The organism is Peribacillus sp. V2I11, from assembly GCF_030817135.1.
Lineage (GTDB): Bacteria > Bacillota > Bacilli > Bacillales > DSM-1321 > Peribacillus > Peribacillus simplex.
The window spans coordinates 204834-227312 of sequence record NZ_JAUSYW010000001.1 but is presented as its reverse complement, the minus strand read 5'-3'; the positions used below and the strand labels follow the sequence as shown (position 1 = coordinate 227312).

22 protein-coding genes and 2 pseudogenes are annotated in these 22479 nt (G+C 37.3%); all 24 read left to right on the top strand.

The genetic code is table 11. The features are described 5' to 3' along the window. The first annotated feature begins 25 nt into the window (after positions 1-25). On the top strand, positions 26-754 hold the full coding sequence (locus QFZ73_RS01010; protein ID WP_307261994.1) for a class I SAM-dependent methyltransferase: 729 nt from the start codon (positions 26-28) through the stop codon (positions 752-754). A gap of 100 nt (positions 755-854) precedes the next feature. Beyond that, on the top strand, positions 855-1130 hold the full coding sequence (locus QFZ73_RS01005) for a hypothetical protein (RefSeq protein WP_307261992.1): 276 nt from the start codon (positions 855-857) through the stop codon (positions 1128-1130). A gap of 353 nt (positions 1131-1483) precedes the next feature. Beyond that, the gene (gene folE2 / locus QFZ73_RS01000; RefSeq protein WP_307261990.1) at positions 1484-2392 is read left to right on the top strand and encodes a GTP cyclohydrolase FolE2; all 909 of its coding nucleotides are present in this window, start codon (positions 1484-1486) and stop codon (positions 2390-2392) included. A 175-nt stretch (positions 2393-2567) separates the two neighbouring features. After that, on the top strand, positions 2568-3557 hold the full coding sequence (locus tag QFZ73_RS00995; protein WP_307261988.1) for a CobW family GTP-binding protein: 990 nt from the start codon (positions 2568-2570) through the stop codon (positions 3555-3557). A gap of 56 nt (positions 3558-3613) precedes the next feature. After that, positions 3614-3823: a hypothetical protein gene (locus QFZ73_RS00990; protein ID WP_307261986.1), complete on the top strand. Its 210-nt coding sequence runs from the start codon at positions 3614-3616 to the stop codon at positions 3821-3823. Positions 3824-4629: 806 nt separating this feature from the next. After that, positions 4630-5628 carry a permease gene (locus tag QFZ73_RS00985; protein ID WP_251434017.1) on the top strand — a complete coding sequence of 333 codons (999 nt, stop codon included), beginning with the start codon at positions 4630-4632 and terminating at the stop codon, positions 5626-5628. Between the two features lie 13 nt (positions 5629-5641). After that, entirely contained in the window at positions 5642-6604 is a 963-nt protein-coding gene (locus tag QFZ73_RS00980; protein WP_251434020.1) for a TIGR03943 family putative permease subunit, read from the top strand. A gap of 78 nt (positions 6605-6682) precedes the next feature. Continuing rightward, positions 6683-6910, top strand: a pseudogene (locus QFZ73_RS00975) (hypothetical protein); the annotation flags it as partial. Next, positions 6873-7100, top strand: coding sequence for a carboxymuconolactone decarboxylase family protein (locus QFZ73_RS00970; protein WP_307261982.1), 228 nt, complete (start codon positions 6873-6875; stop codon positions 7098-7100). The pseudogene QFZ73_RS00975 and the gene QFZ73_RS00970, both read left to right, overlap by 38 nt. A 782-nt stretch (positions 7101-7882) precedes the next feature. Further along, positions 7883-8533: a reverse transcriptase domain-containing protein gene (locus tag QFZ73_RS00965; protein WP_307261981.1), complete on the top strand. Its 651-nt coding sequence runs from the start codon at positions 7883-7885 to the stop codon at positions 8531-8533. A 36-nt stretch (positions 8534-8569) separates the two neighbouring features. Continuing rightward, complete coding sequence (locus QFZ73_RS00960; protein ID WP_307261978.1) at positions 8570-10102, top strand: IS1182 family transposase; 1533 nt, start codon at positions 8570-8572, stop codon at positions 10100-10102. A gap of 181 nt (positions 10103-10283) precedes the next feature. Then, positions 10284-10559, top strand: a complete 276-nt coding sequence (locus QFZ73_RS00955) for a reverse transcriptase domain-containing protein (protein ID WP_307261977.1) — start codon at positions 10284-10286, stop codon at positions 10557-10559. 762 nt (positions 10560-11321) lie between these two features. After that, complete coding sequence (locus QFZ73_RS00950) at positions 11322-11954, top strand: hypothetical protein (protein WP_307261975.1); 633 nt, start codon at positions 11322-11324, stop codon at positions 11952-11954. Between the two features lie 297 nt (positions 11955-12251). Further along, on the top strand, positions 12252-13610 hold the full coding sequence (locus tag QFZ73_RS00945) for an IS1182 family transposase (protein WP_307261973.1): 1359 nt from the start codon (positions 12252-12254) through the stop codon (positions 13608-13610). Positions 13611-14663: 1053 nt separating this feature from the next. Then, complete coding sequence (locus QFZ73_RS00940) at positions 14664-17399, top strand: DUF3289 family protein (protein WP_307261970.1); 2736 nt, start codon at positions 14664-14666, stop codon at positions 17397-17399. Next, complete coding sequence (locus QFZ73_RS00935) at positions 17392-17913, top strand: hypothetical protein (RefSeq protein ID WP_307261968.1); 522 nt, start codon at positions 17392-17394, stop codon at positions 17911-17913. The genes QFZ73_RS00940 and QFZ73_RS00935 overlap by 8 nt, the downstream gene beginning before the upstream one ends. Before the next feature lie 612 nt (positions 17914-18525). Next, complete coding sequence (locus QFZ73_RS00930; protein ID WP_307261967.1) at positions 18526-19011, top strand: peptidoglycan-binding domain-containing protein; 486 nt, start codon at positions 18526-18528, stop codon at positions 19009-19011. 145 nt (positions 19012-19156) lie between these two features. Further along, positions 19157-19303 carry a FadR/GntR family transcriptional regulator gene (locus QFZ73_RS00925; RefSeq protein ID WP_373458896.1) on the top strand — a complete coding sequence of 49 codons (147 nt, stop codon included), beginning with the start codon at positions 19157-19159 and terminating at the stop codon, positions 19301-19303. A 658-nt stretch (positions 19304-19961) separates the two neighbouring features. After that, a complete protein-coding gene (locus QFZ73_RS00920; protein WP_251434034.1) occupies positions 19962-20222 on the top strand; it encodes a metal-sensitive transcriptional regulator in 261 nt (86 codons plus the stop codon). A gap of 38 nt (positions 20223-20260) precedes the next feature. Further along, a complete protein-coding gene (locus QFZ73_RS00915) occupies positions 20261-20566 on the top strand; it encodes a monooxygenase (RefSeq protein ID WP_307261964.1) in 306 nt (101 codons plus the stop codon). 96 nt (positions 20567-20662) lie between these two features. Next, positions 20663-21143 (top strand): annotated as a pseudogene (locus QFZ73_RS00910) (DsrE/DsrF/DrsH-like family protein). A gap of 27 nt (positions 21144-21170) precedes the next feature. Further along, entirely contained in the window at positions 21171-21536 is a 366-nt protein-coding gene (locus tag QFZ73_RS00905) for a rhodanese-like domain-containing protein (RefSeq protein ID WP_251434045.1), read from the top strand. A 21-nt stretch (positions 21537-21557) separates the two neighbouring features. Then, positions 21558-21854: a rhodanese-like domain-containing protein gene (locus QFZ73_RS00900; protein ID WP_251434047.1), complete on the top strand. Its 297-nt coding sequence runs from the start codon at positions 21558-21560 to the stop codon at positions 21852-21854. A gap of 52 nt (positions 21855-21906) precedes the next feature. Beyond that, complete coding sequence (locus QFZ73_RS00895) at positions 21907-22479, top strand: sulfurtransferase TusA family protein (RefSeq protein WP_307261959.1); 573 nt, start codon at positions 21907-21909, stop codon at positions 22477-22479.

The following is a 22479-nucleotide window of genomic DNA, read 5'->3' as shown; positions in this document are numbered from 1 at the left end:
GATGGATTAGGAGAGTGAACTAGAAATGAACGCGTGGTATGAAGAACATTTTCAAACTGACTATATAAACATTTATCAGCATAGGCACAGTGAAGCAGGTAGTGAGCTGAAAGATCTACTTGAATTAATCCCCTGGAAGAATGGTCAATCCGTTCTTGATTTGTGTTGTGGGTACGGAAGACATTCTCGCTACCTTGCTCAGCTTGGTTGGAGAGTTACTGGAGTGGATCTCTCCGCGCCCCTTCTTCAAGAGGCTATCCACCTGTCATTGAACATGCCTATTCAATATATGAGGTGCGACATGAGGAAGGTTCCGTTTCGTAAGGAAATGGATCTCGTTGTAAATATGTTTACAAGCTTTGGTTATTTTGACAGTGATGACGAGAATGAGAAGGTGATTGAGGGAATAAGCCATTCTTTGAAGGATGGGGGCTACTTTATAATGGATTATCTTAATCCTACATTTGTTGAAGAAAATCTTATTCCGTATTCAAGAGAGGAAGTTGGATCAGTGGAACTGATTCAATATAGGAAGATAGTGGGAGAACATGTACATAAAAAAATCATCATTAAATCCGGTAACGATGAGAAACGATATGAAGAGGTTATTAAGTTATATCATTTAGAAAAAATGCTATCCATGCTAAATTCACATGGACTTGTCGTTCAGAACATCCTGGGTCACTATGATGCAAGTTGTTTTAATTCACGGAAATCACCCCGTATGATCTTTATTTGTCAGAAAGGTGCATAAAAAATATGAAATAAATTATGAAAAGAACCTTTAATCAACACCGTTCTCGGCAAGATGATTGACGTATTTATTGAAAAAGAAGAAAAGGAGTGAAAGAACAGTGTCGAAAGCTGTAAAGTTATATCAAATAAGCCGAAAAGTACATAAATGGGCTGGATTGATTTTATCTGTTGTTTTTATGTTCGTGGCTGTGACAGGCCTTTTGCTTATTTTTTATACACCACTTGGATTGGGTACGGCATTAAAAACGGGGACGGAGGTGGATCTAAGTCAATCGATACCTATTGATAAAGTTGTGTCCATTACGACGTCTCAGGAGCTGCCAGATGTAACTTCGATTGAAGATATCTTCAGAATTGAATTGACTCCCAGTTAAAATGTTTATCGGGTTCGCCTGGCAAACAATCAAGAAGTTCAAATCAATGCAAGAACGGGGGAGGTTTTATCGACAAAGCCAGATTACACAGGCTTACTCATTTCATTGCATGATGGATACTTTTTTGGTAATTGGTATAGATACAGTGCTCTAACATTGGCAGGTGTATCCTTAATCCTGCTATCATTCTCAGGTTATTGTATGGTTGGCTATCCTCTTTATAAGCGTATAATGGCGAGAAAAAACTAAAAAAAATTTGAGATTTAGCGCCCAAAACGTTCACTGTAATAGTATTTGTTTATTTATATAATTTAATAGTTACGTACGTTTACTGACTGTAAGGAGTGTAATGCATGAAGAATTTTAAACTTCCTCCAAAGAATGAACGGTTAAAACTGTTTGGCTCTATAGAACCTGGAATAAAAACGAAGCCGAGCGAAAAAGAAAACATGTTGGATTTACAAAATATGAAAGAAGATTTCTTATTTGAACTCGATGCCGTTGGCATTACAAACGTCAAGACTCCTGTTTCCGTTATCTCAACGTTAGAGCCAATAACGCAAACTACCATCGCTACCTTTACGTTAACTTCAACTATTCCTCGTGATGTAAAGGGGACCAATATGAGTCGTTTTACCGAACAATTGGAGCTATATCGCAGGCAAGGATTTACCCTAACCTTTTCACAACTATCCGATTTTATTAAAGAATTATCAGAACGTTTAGGTCAAAAAGATGCAAAACTGGAAGTAAGTTTCCCTTGGTTTTACGAACAGCCATCACCTGCGTCTTTTCTTGCAGGATTGAACTATGCTGATGCAAGGATCTTGTTCTCTTATCAACATGGAAAGATAGAAAGAACGGTTGAATTAACCTGTGCTGTAACCACCTTATGCCCTTGTTCGAAGGAAATTAGTGAGTATAGCGCTCATAACCAACGGGGTTACATTAAAATGAATGCATTGTTAACTGATGATTATGATGAATCTGTTGATTGGAAAGCTGTACTTTTACATGCGGCCAAATCAAACGCCAGTGCCGTAATTCATCCAATTTTAAAACGCCCCGATGAAAAAATAGTGACTGAAAAAGCTTATGAAAATCCTCGCTTTGTCGAGGACATGGTTCGACTTGTGGCTTCTGATCTATATGAAGCACCATTTATTCAATCATTTACAGTGGAATGTCGTAATGAAGAATCTATCCACCTTCATGATGCCTATGCCTCTGTAACATTCGATAAAGATAACACCAATAAATAAATCTTTCTATTTTTTATTAGAGTAAAGGCAGAGTGATGACAAATCTATTGAGAGAATTGAGCCACCGATGAAAAAACTAACCTCACCTGTCCATCATATTATACTAAATCAATTCATACATTTACGGGTAGGTCAGCTACGCTAGTACTACCATAGAATTGGGGATGAAGATGAAATGAAATCGATACCTGTATATGTCCTTTCGGGATTTTTAGGGAGTGGAAAAACGACATTATTAACCCGTATGTTGAATTACCTTAAACTGAAAGGGAAACGACCAGCTGTAATCATGAATGAGATAGGCGATGTCAATCTGGATGGCCTTCTCATAAATGATGACGTGCCGGTGGCAGAAATGCTAAATGGGTGTATCTGTTGTACAATACGGGAGGATTTGAGTTCGACTCTGTTAAATATTTACCACCAAGTTCAACCAGATGTAATTGTCATTGAGTCAACAGGGATCGCCAATCCACTTGAGCTCATAGAAGGCATCACAAACGCTTCTTTAATTGCCGGCATTGAGTTAAGACTTGTGACAACAGTTGTCTCAGCTCCACATTTTCTTGCACTAACACATGCTGAAAGAGGCAAGACACGTCGCCTCATGGAGGAACAAATTCGTTGTGCCGATTTGCTCCTGCTGAATAAAACCGACCAACTCATAGGCGAATATAACCAGGAAGTCAAGAACGAGCTTGTACAATTAAATCCGCATGCCAATCTTGTGGAAACATTGCGTTGTGAAATAGGTATGGACTTACTGTTTACTTCGATCCATAGAGAAGCTGAACTTAACGACCAGAATGAACAGCTGCATTCTATTGAAAAAACGGACGAGCATTCTCATCATCATACGCATAAACACGTCATGACCTATACTCATCGATTCGATGGAGTGGTGGATCGTCAGAAATTTGAGAAACTGTTTAGTAAAATACCTACTGAAGTGTATCGTGCAAAAGGAATTATTAAATTCACAAAGGACAAGAATCTATATTTGTTCCAATTTGCCTACAGGGAATTGGAAATTATTAAAATCAAACCACAGCAGTCCGTAGAACCAAAGTCTCTAGAACCAGTAGCAGTGTTCATCGGTGAGCATTTTGATAAGATTCAGGTAATGCATGCTGTTCAGGAAATTACATCTATTAAGATGAATTGAATGCATTAGGGGGGGAAATTAAAAATGGAACACTCTATCCATACAGGAAATCGCTTGTGGACATACAAAAATTCGACACGACGACCATATTGATTATGTACACAATGGTCATCTTCACCATGAACATGAAGGCCACTGGGATGAATGTAAGATTCCAGTTAGAGAAACCCACCCTGATGAATGTCGACTTATTGCTTGCGGGTGTAACCACGAAGATAATTGCGGACATGAAATGGTACCTCATGGTGATCACATGGATTATTTAGTTAATGGGAGATTACATCATGTTCACAATGGTCATTGTGATGACCACGGTCCTGTTGAAATCATTACAATAAACTAAATAAAAAGAGCCTCATACTGGGGGCGGTTTCTGGATCTGGGAAGACCTATCATATGCTATTGGAAGGAAAAAACGAGATCTTAAATGTGAAATATCACATTTAAGATCTCGTTGATTGATATTATTTAATACGGGCTGAACATTATAGTACTCTTCCCAGTGTCATGTTGAGCTTTAAGGTCTTTGGCTATCTCTATTCCGATATTAACCTGAACGCAATTTCCTAAAAAAAGCTGAGAGTATGAAAAACTTACTACCATCTAAAACATAATACCGTTTCAATTTTGGAACGGTGTTATGTTTTAAATTATAGGGATTAAAAATAGAATCACCAACTATATGAAAAATCTGCTCATTTACAATATTGGAAGCCTGTTTTACGGTTTAATGTGGATCTTTTTAGGCGTGGACCAGTACTAATCCGTCCGGGTGGTTTCACTTGTTTTTTGACGTTATGAAATTAAAGTCTCCTGTTTTAGTACATGTTAATTTTTCTATCCTCCTATAATCCTTTACATTATTCTAAAATTGCTTTAAGATTTAAAACGTAATAATTACGATTTAAAAACGGAAACCTTCTATTCTTTGAGTAGGAGGAAATACCATTTAATAGAATAGGAGTTAATAAGTATGAATAAAAGTAAGTTGAATACCATTCTGTACTAACTGAGAAGGTTAATAAAGTTGATGAATGGAAGAAGCACTACATTATATTTTAAGGAGGTACCTATGATTCGGATTATTCGAGGTTATATGATAGATATAACCGGTATTATCATAATAGCACTAGCTCTTTTCCTGTTTTCTTTCAGTTCTAGTATAAAAGATACCTTTGTTATTCCACCGTCATTGTTAAATTTAAATACTATTTTTCTAAGTATTTTAATAGAAGCCTTGCCCTTTGTTTTAATTGGGGTACTCATCGCTGGAGTGATCCAAATCTTTGTTACTGAAGAACATATTCAAAGGTGGATACCAAAGAATAAGGTTATGGCTGTAATCATGAGCTGTATTGTAGGAGCGCTGTTTCCTGCCTGTGAATGTGGAATCGTCCCCATTGTTCGACGTTTAATTGTAAAAGGAGTACCTATTCATGCTGCGATGGGTTTTATGTTAACAGGCCCTCTTATCAACCCGATTGTTATTGCTTCTACATATTTGGCATTTGGGAATGATTTTAAAATTGCTGGATTGCGTATGGGGTTAGGTTTTCTGGTGGCTATAATGGTTGCCTTTGCTGTCGGTTGGATTTTTAAAGGCAATCAATTTAAGGCTTCCATCATTTCTGTTTCAACCCATGATCACAGTAAAAATCATTCACTTTCCAATCGTTTTTGGTCGATGCTCACACATTCAATTGATGAGTTTTTTGATATGGGGAAATACCTGGTTATGGGAGCTTTTTTAGCTGCTTTAGTACAAACCTATATGCCAGCAAAATCCTTGTTGGAAGCTGGAAACGGTCCGGCTTCTTCTTTATTTGTTATGATGGGATTGGCTTACGTTTTATCTCTATGTTCTGAAGCAGACGCGTTTATAGGAGCTTCCTTTAGCAGCATTTTTCCAGTTTCATCAATCCTTGGCTTCTTAATTTTCGGACCCATGATTGATTTAAAGAACACACTTTTGATGCTGAGCGTTTTTCGATTTAAATTTGTTATGGTTTTGCTAGCATTGGTTGTTTCTATGGTGTTTATCACTTTAATGCTGCTGCAAAGCTTTTTATAAGGAGGGGAAAATCATGCAACTCCAATTTCAGCAAGCTGCTAGAGCTTTAATTTTACTAGCTTTTTCGTCCCTCATATTTAAGCTTCATTTCACCGGTGAAATTACAAAGTTCATTAATCCAAAATATGAAAGTTTAAGCCAAGTAGCTTCTGTAATATTTTTGATTTTGTTTTTTATTCAAATTACAAGGACATGGAAAGTAAAGAAAAGCAGCTATCATCATTGTGATCAGCACGACCATGACTGCGACCATAACCATGATCATGGAGATTCTTCTTTTAACACAAAAAAACTAATTTCGTATTTTATTATTGTGTTTCCATTACTAACTGGGTTTCTGCTTCCAGCCAAAGTACTCGATGCTTCTATTGCCAATAAGAAAGGGGCAATGCTGGCAGTGTCAAACCAAAAACAAGAACCTAAAGAAGACAAAAATAAAGAAAACAGTAATCCTCCAGAAGAAATGGAAGAGAGTAACATAAATGGTCAGGCTGATCCCTCTATAGATGACAACCCTGTAGACCCAGCCCTTCTAGAAAACCAGCAGGAAGAAATCTCAGAGGAAGAATATAATCAATTGATACAACAGTTAGAACAAAATCAAGATATTGAGATGAATGACTATGTTTATGCAGCCTATTATGAAGAAATGAGTAAAGATATTAATAAGTTTAAGGGAAGAAAAATCGAATTAAAGGGCTTTGTTTATAAAGAAGATGGATTTGCTCAAAATCAGCTGGTGATTTCAAGATTTTTAATTACTCACTGTGTCGCAGACGCAAGTATTATTGGATTTCTTTCAGAGTTCCCAGAGGCTTCTTCCCTAGAGAAGGATACATGGATCAAAGCAAATGGTGTAATAGAAATTACGACGTATAACGGGACTGAGCTTCCTGTAATCAAAATTACTGATTGGGAAAAAATCAGTGAACCTTATGAGCCTTATCTCTATCCGATTAGTGTAAAAATATTATAGAACATTTGCAAAAAGAAGCTGATTCCATCCGCTACTTTTAATTTTATTTAACTTTTATAGTTTATGCAACTTGTTCGTCAAATTGTCCGTGCGTTCGCTGAGAACCAGCGTGTGACTTCAATCGTGAATGCGATTCGTGCCCTCTTGTATGAAGGGTCTGTTGGCAACGGTATCTGGATTGCGCTTGCCTGGTGCGTCGGCATCATGGTCATCGCTTACTTCTTCGCCAGTAAAGTATTTAAACGCCAGTTAGGGGAAGTACACCATTATGGCATTATCCATATCAATAGTCAGCTGCTGCGATGAATGCATTTGCTATCACATGGAAGGCTGCTTAAATGCCGGGGCAACCATCGATGAAATCATGGAAACCCTCAAAATTGGTGTCATTGGTGGCGGCTCGATCACTTATCCCAACGCGAGGTTTGCCATGCATGCTTTAGAAGAATTTACAGCGGGTAGTGCTCTTTCAGAGGAGGAGAAATTAAAAGAATAAAGCCCATAGGTATAATTGACAGTAAAAGAGTAGAATCCGAGGCAAAACCGCTTTGGTAATCAATGTCATTAACTTAAGGAACTATGGATTACATTTCACGTTAGCTGAAGATCGGAGCTGTCTATAAGGCAGCTTTTTGTGCGACGGGCAGTCGTATGGGATGCTGACACAGTCAGCGTCCCTCATTTTTCTTTATTCGACAGAGACGTCATTTCGATGAAACGACTGGCAAAAGAATGAAGCACTTGAATCCCAGATGGTGAAAGTCCATTCCCAAGGAGACTGACTTAGCTTGGGAAGCCTAATCTAGGGCAATACCGTGAGGTATTGTCTGAAGGAGATGCGGAAAGTCGAGAGACCCGTAGGTGAAAAAGCAGACCCTAATGCAAGAAGTGTAAAGCACGGCGGCGGGATAAGTTGGCGACTTTTCGAAAAATGAGGAAGCCCACTTACAGGCATTTTCTTTAGAAGTCAGATCGAGTAAATGTGACTTATCACGTGATGGTGCAGGGTATGTTTTGAAGGGAAATACGATAACCCTGTGAGGTCTCCTCCTTACCAAACAGCAGGGTTCTAGTCTATAAGGGTAATCCGAAGTGACATAGAACGGGTGGAGAAGTCAGACGTTCTCATAGTACGGGAGTAGTTCAATGACCAAACATTGAATGAACGGAAGGGGAACGACCTATGGTTCCAGGTCATGGAAGTGATGTAATGCCAACAAATACGTTACCGCGGTAAAACCGTTCGAATGTACATCAAGGAAAGGCGTGGAATATGAAATGAGTCAAGAGTGGAAAATGAAATTACACAGCGTTTATGGACAACTCCTATTCGACCGCAAATTGACGGAAAGCTTTCGGGAAGTCAAAGGAAATAAAGGTGCGGGAGGAGTAGATGAAGAAACCATCGAGAGTTATGAAGTAAAACTGGAAGAGAATATACTAAATCTCTTAGGGGAATTGCGAACGAAAACGTACCAACCCCAACCAGTAAAAAGAGTATACATCCCCAAGAAAGATGGGAAGAAACGAGCATTGGGCATTTCCACGATAGAAGATAGAATCGTGCAACAGAGTGTGGTCAATGTCTTACAGCCAAAATTCGAGGAACAGTTATTTCACAGTTGGTCCGTGGGATACCGCCCAAATCGGGGAGTCAAAAGAGCCTTACAGATTATTTTATGGAATATTGAATCGGGGTACAATCATATCTATGATTGCAATATAAAAGGGTTCTTTGACAACATCCCACATAAGAAGCTCTTAACTGTACTAAAGAAGTATGTGTTGGACCGTACGGTCCTAAATATGATTCAGAAATGGCTTAAAGCAGGATATATGGAAGAAGGAAAACAAATTCACTCTGACTATGGGACACCCCAAGGGAGACCTCCGAAAAAAGATATCCAACATTACCAAAATGTAGGATAAAATAGGAATATAGGATTCTAGGGGAGGTATAAATAAATGCTTAGAAAAGATACATCTAAACAAATTTCTGGATTTGATCAATATTATTACGATAATGTTATTCCTCAAGATCATTTACTAAGACGAATCGATGAAACGATTGACTTTTCGTTTATTCGTGAGATGTTAGCGGATCGTTACGCTAAAGATCGGGGGCGTCCTGCAGAGGAACCAGAATTTATGTTTAAGATTTGTCTTTTAGAGTATCTATATAACCTTTCTGATGTCCAAGTCATTGAACATATTAGACTGAACATCGCTTACCGATGGTTTCTCGGATTGAATCTCGATGACGGTTTGCCTGATGATTCCACCATCAGTTATTTCCGCGTGAATCGAGTAGGTCTTGAGAAATTCGAAGAAATTTTCCATCGTTTAGTTGATCTATGTGTCGAAGCAGGTCTGATTGAAAGCCAACCAAAACGTGCCATAGCGGATGCCACCCATATAATCGCAGATGTGGCTATTCCAACATGGCTTACTTTAGTTCGTCAAGCTTTTGAAAAAGTCATGCTTGAATTAAAAGAAGTAGACCTACCTAAGGCAAAGGATTTCCAGCAGCGCTATGAAAAGCTGTGGGAAGAACTTAAAGGAAAAAAACGGGATGAAAAGCTACCGTTTGTACTTGAGCTGGCTATAGAATTGCTCGAAGTAGCTCAACCACTGTTACCAAAGGATGAAGATCCATATTCTGCTACAGCTATGTTACAGAAGGTCATTTCAGACCGCAATGATACAGCGAAAGATCGAATGATTAGTGTTGTAGATCCAGAGGCTAGAACCGGTCACAAGTCAGATATGCGTACCATACAGGGATATAAGGACCATATCATGATTGATGAAAAAAGTGAGATAATCACAGCTGTTAAAGTTACGCCAGCTAATGCAGAAGACGGAGATCAACTTATCGACCTAATGGTCCAATTTCAAGAACATCACGGTGTGTTCCCTACTGAAGTAGCTGCAGATAAAGGCTATTGGTTTGGAAAAAATCTGCGTTATTTACATGAAAATAATATTATCGGTCACATTAGTTGGATGAAAACTAAGCAACATGTATCTGGTCTTCTTAGTCCGGAGGATTTTCAATTTGATCCAGAAAAAATGGAAGTAACTTGTCCAAATGGAGTTACAACTGACAAATACAGAGATCGTACCAAAGATCGTAAAGGACATGAATTTCGTTTTACTAAATTACAATGTCAAGGCTGTCCACTACGTACACAATGTACGAATAGTAAAACCGTTCGTAATGTTTTCATTAGCGAATATTATTTTGATTTGAAAAGAGGGCGAGAACATTATCATACAAATGAATATAGAGAAGCAGGTAAAAAACGCTGGTTAATCGAACGCAAGCATGCCGATAAAGTAAGAAATCACGGTTTACGTAGGAGTAGATATCGTGGTTTAGAACGAACCGGGATTCATTCATTATTAAGTAGCATGGCGTCGAATATAAAGAGGATGAGTAAGCTAATTTATGAAAAACGACAACGGGATCAGTCTGCCCTTTTACAGACTACATAACGTAAAATAAGCTAAAAAAGACTCTAAGTCTCCCCTTTTATCTCCAATAAATCAACTTCCGCCCTATTAATTACCACAAAATAACAGATAGTGATGGATTACGCATTTTTTAAGGGACTTTTTCAGAGGTCTCCAACGAGGGGTCATTTCTCCGTTACTTGCCAACGTGTATCTGAATGAAATGGATTGGGAATGGGATTTGCATGGAATACGCTTTGTACGTTATGCGGATGACTTTCTGCTTTTTGCCAAATCAGAAGCAGATATCAAAGAAGCAGCTTGTATCACAAAAGAAAAGCTAAAAGAACTAGGGTTAGAAATTTCAAAGGAAAAGACGAAAGTCATCAACTTTCAAAAGGATAACTTTGATTTTCTGGGATTTACGTTTCATCACTGGAGAGAAGGAAGGAAAGACAAAAAGTCGGTTTTTCATGTGACGCCAAGAAAGAATCCATAAAGGATTTTAGATTAAAGATTAAGAACAAAACGAGGAAAACGTTCACTCTAAGTAAAGATGAGTGGATAGACCGTGTGAATCCAATCATAAGAGGCAAGGTCAACTACTATGTGACAGTGGTTGAAGCTATAAAAGCAAATATAGAACTAGGAAGTCCCAACCATTGTCAAACAAGATGGGTTCGAAGAACACTGACTGACATAGATGGATATATAAGGAAGAGGTTGAGGGTGGCTTTTATCCATAAACATCCTTCACAAAGGAAAGAGTTAAAGATGCGTAGTTTATGGAACAACTCGTTCTTCTTGAAGATTCAATTGATTCCTTCTTACTGGCTTTACTTAAATAAAGTCTATGGATACACAAAAGAGCAATACCTAAATGAGATGATAAGTAAATCTAAACGTAAAGTGCAGAATGAAATTAAGCGAATAAAAGTAAAAGGTGAGAAGTATTATACTCCTCACCGACTCCAAAAGATGAAAAATGCCTGGAACGCATGCTCTTGATAAACATTTATAACATATGGGTAAGCCGTATGCCTTAAAGGGCACGTACGGTTTGATAAGGGGGAAGCCACGAGAGTGGTTTCCCTACTTTATCTTGTGGATTATTGGAAACGGCATTAGCGCCTCTGGTACAGATGCCCTACTTGGAATCCTTTTCGGGTATTTTTTTGTATGCTTCGGAGACCGTTTAGGTATAAGGTTTGTTATAATTGGTTGAAGTATGATGGAAAAGTTATAGAGATGAGGAGAATATTTGAAAAAGGCATCACTTGTTTTATTTTCTATTTTATTATTGGGGTTATTGGGTTGTGAAGCATTAAACACGGAGAACAAGAAAGCCAATTCTGAAGATAAAATAGTCAAAGAAGATGAGGAAAAAACAGTCAAAGAAGATGAAGAAGTTAAATCTCTTTATACTGTAGACAGTTATATGAAGTCAGTCGAAGAAAACCTTGAAGCAAAATCGGAAACATTAATCAGTAATATAAAGGAGTTACATAAATACACCATTTACTCTAAAGTGGAATTATTGGATTTTGTAGCATTTGTAGATGATCCTTCCGAGTTTGACTTATCCATTACTATGTTCTCAATGGATAGACAAGCTAATGAAGTCTTTAACGAGGGTAAGGATTCTACTATCTTTGCAGGTAGTCTGAGTATGATTGAAAATGTAAGATACACCCACCTTTTAGGTAATCAAACAGATGACTTTTGGGATTTCTACGAAAAAAATGAAGAAGAACTTAACCTTGCAGAAAAACAAGCGTTTGCTACTTGGGTCGCAGGTTGCTGGAAAAAAGCAGATGGACAAGCAATCACATTGCCAGCCTACTTTTCTCTTCACGATGATTATGAATCCTTTGATTTAAAGAAAAATTTATGAGTAAAGACCTTCAATTGAAGGTTTCAGACTGTAGACAAACTCGATGAAAATCGAGTTTGTCTATTTTTATGGCTTGTACAATTTGGACGTTGATTTCCACTCCAGGCACTCGCTTTCCGCGGGCGGTCGGGGAGCCTCCTCGGCTTTCGCCTGCGGGGTCTCCCCTAGACGCGCTTTTCCCGCAGGAGTCTCGTACCTTCCGTTCCAATCAACTTTGTCTTACCTTTTAGATAGAACACTTTTGCCTGGAGTCATTTTTGTTTTAAAATAGAAGTATTAAAACTTGAGGTGATGAGGATGCTTTCTAAACATGATTCTATTCAGCGAGATCAACTTGAAATGATTACTTTAGATCAACTGGTGCCACCGAACCATTTGGTTCGTAAAATGGAGGCTGCCATTGACTTCACTTTCATTTATGACTTGGTGAAAGATATGTATTCAGAGGTAGGACGCCCAAGTATTGATCCAGTTATTTTAGTTAAACTGACTTTCATTCAATATACCTTCGGTATTCGTTCCATGCGTAAAACGATTGAAGAAGTTGAAACCAATATGGCTTACCGTTGGTTCTTAGGCTATGGTTTCCATGATAAAGTACCTCATTTCTCTACGTTCGGGAAAAATTATGAGCGACGCTTTAAAGATACAGACCTATTTGAACAGATTTTCTATCGCATTTTAATGACAGCTTCTTATAAAAAGTTAATAAGTGCTGAACACGTTTTCGTGGATTCCACACATGTGAAAGCCAGTGCGAATAAACGGAAATTTGAAAAGAAAATCGTTCGTAAAGAAACACGAGCGTATCAAGGACGTCTTCAAGAAGAAATCAATCAAGATCGTGAAAACCATGGAAAAAAGCCTTTTCCACCAGATAAATTTGAGAAAGAAGAGACCAAAGAGATTAAAGAAAGTACAACGGATTCTGAGAGTGGCTACTATGTGAAAGATGAACGAACAAAACAGTTTGCCTATTCATTCCACGCGGCCGCAGACCGCAACGGTTTTGTATTGGGAACGATTGTAACACCTGGAAATACACATGACAGTCAGATCTTAGAGCCACTAGTTGAACAAGTGATTGAGAAAGTTGGAAAACCGGAAGCCGTTGCCGCAGATGCAGCTTATAAAACACCAGCGATTACAAGCTACCTATTTAACAAAGAAATCATACCGGCTTTACCTTATACACGTCCTCGCACCAAAGAAGGATTTTTCCGCAAACAGGACTATGTATACGATGAACATTTTGATTGTTACCTTTGCCCTTCGGGCGAAACTTTAAAGTACTCAACAACAAATAAAGAGGGCTATCGCGAGTACAAATCGCCAAAACAAATTTGTACAACATGCTCATTTTTATCTCGGTGTACAGAAAGCAAAGACTGTCAAAAAGTGGTGACACGGCATATCTGGCAAACACATGTGGAAGAAGCAGATCATCTGCGTCATCATCAAGATGTAAAACCTATATATGCAAAACGTAAAGAAACGATTGAGCGTGTATTCGCAGATGCAAAAGAAAAGCATGGTATGCGTTGGACTACTTTAAGGGGACTTAAAAAATTGTCGATGCAGGCGATGCTTACTTTCGCTGCCATTAATTTAAAGAAGATGGCCAATTGGACATGGCGAGGTCCAAAAATGGCCTAACATAGTGGGCTCGTAGAGCCCCAATCTCTTAACTTTAGGCGAAAATTCAAAGGGAATTTCAAAAGGGGTTCAGAATTTTTTAATTCCGAACCCCTTTTGTCTACAAACTGAGACCTTCAATTGAAGGTTTTTTTTGTTCGTTCATCGGTTACATAGTAAACCTGCAATGGCTAAAGAAATTAAATCTAAAATTGTACATAGTGTGGATTTAAAATAAAGTCACGATGTTTATAAAAAAGATGAGATATTTTGAATAAAGTCGCGATGTTTGCAAAAAAGTTACGATGCTTTGCCCCTTTGAATGGTTATCTAAAGGGGTTTTCTTATAGTGAAAGGAAAGGTACATCTGAATCAAAAGGTGGATTAGGGAATTGTTGAGTAACAATAGAGTTGTTCAGTTAAAGGGCCATTTTCTTGAACAAAAGTTTTAAAGAAAATTGGCTATATAATGGTTCAATCTCTAAAGAAAGATCATTAATTCATAAGTCTGATAAAAATATTTAGGAAATATTTACCTTATAATCCATATTTTTAATCTGTAAACTAATACTTAGTTGATAAAATTATTTTTTAGGGAGGAAAGGAGAAAAAATGAATTTATCCCTCAAGGAACTATAAGAGCTGTTACTGTTTATTTTATGCTCTTCAATGCTTTTTGCATTTTCGCCACAGTCTATGGACCAAAAAGCATCATCCCCTGACACGTTTCATATAAACGGTTGAGGAGCGAAACGGGATTCATTAATTGGTTTACAGGCCGAAAATATATTGGGGTCAAAGATTTATTTGTGTTCGGTAAATTTAAAAAGACAAGGCACTTAAATATTAGGTGTCTTTCTGATTTGATAATTTTTAGAATATTCAGTATTTATATTGTTTGGAATAAATTTCCATTATATACTTTTGATAGGTACTAACTAGTTGCTATTAGAAAATAACACTAGGAGTTGATTTAATGACATTAACTCAAGGATTTTGACAATATTTCTTAGGATGGGAACCATGATATCGTATATAGGTTAAATTAATATTTTTATAGAGGAGATTATCACTTTGAAAAATAAAGTAAAAAGTATGTTGAGTTTTTTATTGATCTTTGCAATGATTTTCGGCGGATCTGGGCAAGCGGTGGTTGCCAAGGGCAATAACCATGCTAATCAAGGAAAATATAAGAATTCTAGTGAGCAAAATGTAAAACAGTGGTTAAGTGAATATGAATTCTATGAGGACACCAGAATTGCAAAAATCTATGATCAGACTGCAATAAATGAATTAAAGCGTTTCGCGACAGTCATAAAAGAAACTAATGCTAAGTTTGATTCTAAACTGATAGCGGAAATTGATGAAATCGGTGACTTTAAACAAAAGGATATTAATGAACTTGAGGTACTTCAACAATTGATTAACCAATATGAACAAGCTGTTCAAGAGGAGTATATACAAGAGTCGGTTCTTAAAAGTGATCGGCTCTTGGAAATCAAACATAAGTTAACCATATGTCTATGGGGGTATGTAACAAAAAACGATTTTAATGAACCAACTGAAGTATTACTTGCAGATATACTCTTTAATTTTTATTTATCGGATAAAATTGTCAATAAAAATGCTATCGGCATCTTAAAGGATATCTCCGATCAAGCAGATCACAAAGGAAATAAACTAAAAGCCCATTTGAATAACGCTGGGAAAATGTCTGAAAAAGGTAATGAGTTCCTAGAAAAAGATCTAGCTATCCCTGCATCAAAATCCTATCAAAATGCATATAAACAAGTGTTATTCGGACTTGAAAAAGCAGGTTATTCATTTAACACAGAATTCTTTGAATCTACCTCTGACACGGATGGTGATACTATAACAGATGGAATAGAATTCCTAGAGGGAATGAATCCATTTAAAAAGGATACAGATGGTGATGGATTGAAGGACAATATTGAATATGAGGTTAAATCAATTATTTCCCCGACAAAATATGATTCAGATCGTAATGGCATAAGTGATGCAGATGAAGATATCGATGAAGACGGCCTGAGTAATAAAGACGAGCAAGCTAATCAAACAAATTTGATTAAGGGAGATTCAGACCAAGATGGTTTAACTGACGGATTTGAAGTACATCAGTTCGATTCATTACCTAATAAGTATGATACAGATAACGATGGGTTAAGTGACGGAGATGAATATGCTTTAAAGACAAATCCGAATGCTGCAGACAGCGACAATGACGGAAGCGAGGATTCACAAGAACTCTATAAACAATCGATTAGTAAATCATTGATTCAGCCTGATAAATCTGAAATTAAAAGCGTAGAAGTTGGGTTTAGAGCAAAGGATAATATTAATAAAACGACTAGAATTAGCAGCACAAACAACATAAATATTAAAACAACTAATTTACACGGTATTATTGGTTCTCCTGTAAGCATCAATACGCAATCGGAATTTGAGAAAGCAAGCATTCAGTTTACTTATGATGAAGAGAAGCTAGGAGACACGTTGGAAGATGATCTAGCCATCATTTGGTACAACGAAGACAAGGAAATGTTTGAAAGCCTTAACGCTGTGTTAGATACAAGTAAAAATACAATAAGTGTGGAAACTACTCACTTTGGTGAATATCTAGTTGTTGATAAGGCAAAATGGTTGGAGCTATGGAATCGGGAAATAGACTACTCAAGGAAGCATGATGTAAATAAAGCTCTGCTTAACAATCTTGCAACGAAGACAGTAGGTGATGTAGAAATTGATATAACAGATTCAGATGGGGATGGCTTATACGACATCTATGAAATTGAAGGAATGAAAACACCATACGGTATAATTTACTCAGATCCTAACAAGAAAGATAGTGACGGAGATGGATTAACCGATGGGCAAGAAATGGGGCAATTAAAATCATTCAAGGTAGAAATTTTTGGAGTTGAAATTCATTTTGAAGGTTTCTTTCCAACCAGTTTCCCTGACCGAAAAGATAGTGATGGAGATGGAAAGTTTGATAATGAGGATTTGAGACCGTTGTACTCTGATTTTACCGATACAGAAATTTATCAATCAGATAGACCAGAAGGCTATGATGAAAATGGAAATGTAGCGAATGATATGAAAACAAATGATTATACAGAAGATGAAATAAAAGACATTAGCTGGATGTTCAGATTCCAATTACTTGAATCTTATTTCCCAAGTATTCTCTTTTATGAGTTCGAGGATATGACAACAAGCTTGTTTTCCATGGGAGATATGGAAGATGTTATTTTAGATATGATTAATCATTTTAGAGAGGGAACTGGCAAGGAGTACAGAAACCAGACTTTAACTAAAGAAGCGAGTGAGCATGAAACAACGAAAGCCTATGTTGAATTTGTCAAAGATGCCTTAGTTGATGAGCTAAAGAAAAATGGAGGTAATTTGGCAGCACTTAAGTTGGATAAAAGTACAAAGAATACAAATGAATTTTATAACTTGATACAGAGAAATGCTAGTTATCCGACGTTTAGCACTTGGAGTGATCGAGTAGGTGGACTTACAATTACAGTAAATGATACTTGGGGGAATACGGTATCCGTAAAAGATTTTTCTGTAGAGAATAATCACTTTAAAGGAGTCATGCGTGTTCGTTTATATGATCATTTTGGGTTGGATCGGCCAGATGTTGAGAAGGAGTATGTCAACTTAGCAGGATTCCGTTCCTGGTTTGTCTTACAGCATTATGATGAATATAATGGGAAATATAAGCCCTTTGTTACTGTAATGGAAATGGATGTACCATTTGAGGGGAAATTGAGTGATTAAAGTTAATTTAAAAATTATAGTTTTAATGATTTGTATATTCTTAATTCCATTAAACTTAATTGGATGTAAAAAGAATGAGGAATCAAGTGGGGAAACAAAGATTTTCGAAATTGACAATACAGAAGAGATCTTTGGTAAAAAGGATGAAGAAGAGGTGACTGTAAAAAAGCATTATATGATTCTAAATCCACCAAAAGATCTAATAGAATTGAAAGAATTAGTTGAAAAATACAGTAAGGAACATCCAGTTGAAGAAGAAATGAAAGTAATTGAAGGCAAAAACAGGATTTTCGATATGTCCTTTTATAGGGAAAGTGAGGATTTGCCAAGAGACTGGCAGCTTGATGAAAGTTACATGAATACAGATCGGCTAGAACATCATAAGAATGATCTAATTGCATATATAATTTGGTCAGATGCTGAACCACAAAAACAATACAATGTTTATGATAAAAATAAGGAAGGAAAGGTAATTAAGAGGATGCATTTTATTGAGGATCAGCTTGTTGAGTGATACACTATCCATACACTAAAAAATAAAGAAATGGAAATTGTTAGAAGCTATAACAGGAACACTACATGATAGACTGTGGATCACTATGAATATTTCCATAGTGGCCCCTAATTACTCGAATCGTTTCCATACCCTATTTTTAAATTAATTTTTTCTTTGTTCCGTTAAAGGGCGCAATTCAGGAGTAAGAATTGCGCTCTTTCTTTATGTATAGGGCCAGATTGTTTAGTAACGTCTAGTAAAAGGGGGGCTTTTCAATTTTTTCATAACGTCACCTTCCAGGGTTGCTAACTTTTTTGCTAAACTAATTTTTATTTTTCATTCCAACGTATACAATCTCCATTCTTAAAAACCAAGTTGATATAAAGGTTTTGCCAACCCATATAAGAGCTAAAAACCACCTCTTAGATGACCATGATGCCGTAATCATTGGCCCAAGTACGAAACCCCCATTTTGATTAAAAGGTTTGATCGGGATATCGGCGATGAGCTATGGTTCATCACTGTTTGTTTAGCAAATTCAAAACAGGACATTGGTCGGAAGGGAAATATAAAATCTGAGGGGAAATGGTAAGGTAGTTCGGATGTACAAAAAAAGAGGGAGATGGAGCTATGAAGAAATTACTTACTAGTTTGATAGTATTAGCAATGGCCTTTGGGATATCCTTTTCCACCGCTTCAGCATCTGCTGGAGGTTTTCACCACCCCGAAAGCTGGGATAAAAACTCAATTTTGCGGAAGGACACACATGGGGTTGAGGTCAGAAATATGCAGTATATCCTGAATGTCATGGGTTTTTATACGGATTCGGCAGTGGTTGACGTTGATGGGATTTTTGGACCAAAAACCGAAGCGGGTGTAAAGAAATATCAAAAAGAAAACAACTTGAAAGTGGATGGTGTGGTTGGCCCCAGGACGTGGGATAGCTTCTCGCAATATATTAAAAAGAATGGCAATGAAACATATGAAGCGGGCGGAAACATGGGACTCAGAATTAAATGGAAGTACGACAATTCTTCCTATACTTCCGGCTCTAAAGCCTATATTTACGGTAATGGGGATACATTAAGCGACCAATATCGCTTGTATGCGAATTAAGATAAAGGAAGGACTAAAAATTTCCTTTAAATGAAAAACGTGTCCACACATGGGCACGTTTTTATTTTGGCTTCCCGAGTTGATTGGTATGTCCTACCTATGATCCGGAACTTCCTTATCATTATGCATTTGAAGTGAATCTCGGATGGAGTTTATTCTTGAAAGTAATCTTATTTGTGGTGACCGGCTTCCGTCTGAAAGAGAATTGGCAAAACTATTAGAAGTAAGCAGATCTTCTGTAAGAGAGGCATTACAATCACTTTCTGAAAAGAAATTATTGAAAAAAGGGTAGGAAAGGGAGTGTATGTAAAGAAAAATTTACAGCTCAATGACAAAGAATTTTCAACCACGTTCGATATATCTGTCAATATAGAAAATTCTCTATGGAAGAACCGCAACATATGTATGTAAAAGGATTCCATTGGTACCCTGGCGCTGCATAGTCGACAACTCTTATGATGATGAAAGAATTAAAGAATTAAAGAATTAAAGAATTAAAGAATTAAAGAATTAAAGAAAACTGGCGTATATGGTGGCTTTTATTTTTTTTATAAAAGTGTGAATTAAACGGCTTGACAATATACCCCTATAGGTATAATATAAACTCACAAGTTAAGACCGCATAAATTCACGAGTAAAACGTGCAAACTCACGAGTAAAGTGGCCAAACTCACAAATAAAACACTCAAATCACGATTAAAACACGCAAACTCACGAGAAAAACGCAAACTATTAAGAAAAGCGCGACTTCATTGGATATAAGGACTTATAATCATAACACAAGAATGCTGCTAAAGAGGTTTTGAATATTCCTTTTGTCTATTTGAGACGTTTTAATGAAGAAATTGGCACATGAAAACATTCATGTCATTGCTTCTGATAAATTGGAAGTGAACTTGGGACTGCGCTTCTTAATGATTAGTATTTGTAAATAGATGGGTGGGCGGATTATGGAGTATGATAAAAATGTCATTAATCGCTTGAAGCGAATTGAAGGACAAATCAAGGGTGTTCTTGGCATGATGGAGCAGGGAAAAGATTGCAGGGAAGTCGTCACTCAGTTGTCTGCTGCACGTAATGCCATCGATAGGACCATGGGTGTTATTGTAAGTGAAAATCTTGAGAAATGCGTTCGGGAAAACATCGAGAAAGGCGAAGGCACTGAACATCTAGTCAAGGAAGCGGTTGAGTTACTGATTAAAAGCAGGTAAAAGAATTTAACCTGACCGTAGAAAAAGGAGTGATATTCATGTCTTATATTTTACAAGTGGATTTTAAAATGGAGGGACCATTTGGTCAAGAAATGATAAAAGAATTTACTGATTTAGCAATAAGCATTAATGATGAAGAAGGCTTGATCTGGAAGATTTGGACAGGAGACAGTGAGGCAAAGGAAGCTGGTGGCATTTATCTGTTTGAAACGAAGGAATCCGCATGTAAGTACTTGACTATGTACGCAGCTCGGTTAAAAGGGTTTGGTATAGAGAAGGTCAATGGAAAAATATTCGAAGTGAATGAAGGTTTGACTTCAATCAATCATGGACCAATTAAATAAATGAATAGGGTTGACGAATTATATTTTTTATCAAATTTTATACCGCCACGGGTATATAAGAAAAGAAAAGGAATATCTATCAGGAGGAAAACATAAATGACTGAAAAGAAAAGAACGACGATCATTTTATTCAGTGGTGATTATGATAAGGCAATGGCTGCTTATATCATTGCAAAATGGGGCGGCGGCTTACGATCATGAAGTGACCATCTTCCATACATTCTGGGGATTGAATGCTTTAAGGAAGCATGAGCCGATTTCATTAAAAAAAGGATTTCTTGAAAAGATGTTTGCAAAAATGATGCCGCGTGGTTCTGATAAAATGGGTCTATCAAACATGAACTTTGCTGGGATGGGGCCTAAAATGATCAAACACGTGATGACAAAACATAACGCCATGTCACTGCCAAATTTAATTGAACTGGCCCAAGAACAGGAAATCAAACTAATAGCCTGTACGATGACAATGGATTTATTGGGCTTGCAGCAAGAGGAGTTATTGGATGGAATTGAGTATGCAGGTGTTGCGGCTTATTTAGCTGAAGCAGAGGATGGAAATGTAAACTTATTTATATAAATTTGGGTTCTGGAGGGATGAGGCTAAATGGGAACTTTATTTAATATCATTATACTAGGTGTCATCGTTTGGTTTTTATATCAGCGATTTGTCCCTGTAAGGGGGATAAAAAATATAAATGCGGCTGAGTTAAAAGCTGAGTTGAATAACAAAGGAAATAAGCAATTCATTGATGTCCGTACTCCTAATGAATATAGGGGCAACCACATTAAGGACTTTAGGAATATACCTATAAGCGAACTTGGCAAAAGGGCACAAGAACTTTCAAAAGATAAAGAAGTAATTGTAATCTGCCAAAGCGGAATGAGGAGCAGTAATGCGAGTAAAGCATTGAAAAAGCTCGGATTTAAAGAAGTAACCAACGTAAAAGGCGGCATGAGTTCCTGGCACTAATAAAAGGAGGATATCAAAACGATGAAGCAAATTTTACCGAATGAAGTGAATGCATTATTGAAGGGAAACTCGCCAGTCCACATTATTGATGTAAGGGAGGCGGATGAAGTAAAGGCAGGGAAAATACCAAATGCTTTGAATATCCCGTTGGGTCTAGTGGAATTTAGAATGCAAGATCTGGATAAATCAAAAGAGTATATCATGGTCTGCCGATCAGGGGGCAGAAGTTCAAGGGCCGTAAAGTTACTTGAGGATCATGGATATAAAGTGCTGAACATGATGGGTGGTATGAATGAATGGGAAGGTCCCACAGAATAATTTTATACCCAAATATACCCCCACCTCTATGAAAATACAAGGAGGAAATAAAATGATTAACACAAATTCCGTTTTGGATGCTAAAGGTTTAGCTTGTCCAATGCCAATCGTAAAAACGAAAAAAGCCATGAATGGTCTTGAAGCGGGGGAAGTACTGGAAGTTCAAGCGACTGATAAAGGATCGACTGCCGATATGAAAGCCTGGGCGGAAAGTACAGGTCATCAATATTTGGGTACAGTTGAAGAAGGAAACACACTAAAACATTATCTTCGGAAAGCAAGCGGAGAAGAAACAGAAGTGAAGAAGCATGAAAAAAACATTTCAAATGAAGAACTTCTGCGAGTAATGGAAGAAAATAGAAATGCGATCATTCTGGATGTACGAGAATCTGCAGAATACGCTTTTAATCATATTCCAGCAGCAAAGTCCCTTCCATTGGGGGAATTGGAACAACGTATGGGTGAACTGGATAAGAAGTCAGATATTTTCGTGATTTGCCGTACTGGCAGCCGAAGTGATCTAGCTGCACAAAAACTGACGGCGGCTGGATTCGAACAGGTATTCAATGTTGTACCCGGCATGAGCCAATGGAGCGGACCTTCACAAAAATCCGTAAATGAATAA

Excerpts from the sequence above, each read along its gene's own strand:
- QFZ73_RS00970 (WP_307261982.1), top strand. The coding sequence starts at position 6,873 with ATGGCATTATCCATATCAATAGTCAGCTGCTGCGATGAATGCATTTGC.
- QFZ73_RS00905 (WP_251434045.1), top strand. The coding sequence starts at position 21,171 with ATGGGAACTTTATTTAATATCATTATACTAGGTGTCATCGTTTGGTTT.
- QFZ73_RS00930 (WP_307261967.1), top strand. The coding sequence starts at position 18,526 with ATGAAGAAATTACTTACTAGTTTGATAGTATTAGCAATGGCCTTTGGG.
- QFZ73_RS00985 (WP_251434017.1), top strand. The coding sequence starts at position 4,630 with ATGATTCGGATTATTCGAGGTTATATGATAGATATAACCGGTATTATC.
- QFZ73_RS00980 (WP_251434020.1), top strand. The coding sequence starts at position 5,642 with ATGCAACTCCAATTTCAGCAAGCTGCTAGAGCTTTAATTTTACTAGCT.
- QFZ73_RS00955 (WP_307261977.1), top strand. The coding sequence starts at position 10,284 with ATGGATTGGGAATGGGATTTGCATGGAATACGCTTTGTACGTTATGCG.
- QFZ73_RS00900 (WP_251434047.1), top strand. The coding sequence starts at position 21,558 with ATGAAGCAAATTTTACCGAATGAAGTGAATGCATTATTGAAGGGAAAC.
- QFZ73_RS00920 (WP_251434034.1), top strand. The coding sequence starts at position 19,962 with ATGGAGTATGATAAAAATGTCATTAATCGCTTGAAGCGAATTGAAGGA.
- QFZ73_RS00945 (WP_307261973.1), top strand. The coding sequence starts at position 12,252 with ATGCTTTCTAAACATGATTCTATTCAGCGAGATCAACTTGAAATGATT.
- QFZ73_RS00960 (WP_307261978.1), top strand. The coding sequence starts at position 8,570 with ATGCTTAGAAAAGATACATCTAAACAAATTTCTGGATTTGATCAATAT.
- QFZ73_RS00915 (WP_307261964.1), top strand. The coding sequence starts at position 20,261 with ATGTCTTATATTTTACAAGTGGATTTTAAAATGGAGGGACCATTTGGT.
- QFZ73_RS00995 (WP_307261988.1), top strand. The coding sequence starts at position 2,568 with ATGAAATCGATACCTGTATATGTCCTTTCGGGATTTTTAGGGAGTGGA.
- folE2 (WP_307261990.1), top strand. The coding sequence starts at position 1,484 with ATGAAGAATTTTAAACTTCCTCCAAAGAATGAACGGTTAAAACTGTTT.
- QFZ73_RS01010 (WP_307261994.1), top strand. The coding sequence starts at position 26 with ATGAACGCGTGGTATGAAGAACATTTTCAAACTGACTATATAAACATT.
- QFZ73_RS00925 (WP_373458896.1), top strand. The coding sequence starts at position 19,157 with ATGGAGTTTATTCTTGAAAGTAATCTTATTTGTGGTGACCGGCTTCCG.
- QFZ73_RS00895 (WP_307261959.1), top strand. The coding sequence starts at position 21,907 with ATGATTAACACAAATTCCGTTTTGGATGCTAAAGGTTTAGCTTGTCCA.
- QFZ73_RS00965 (WP_307261981.1), top strand. The coding sequence starts at position 7,883 with ATGAGTCAAGAGTGGAAAATGAAATTACACAGCGTTTATGGACAACTC.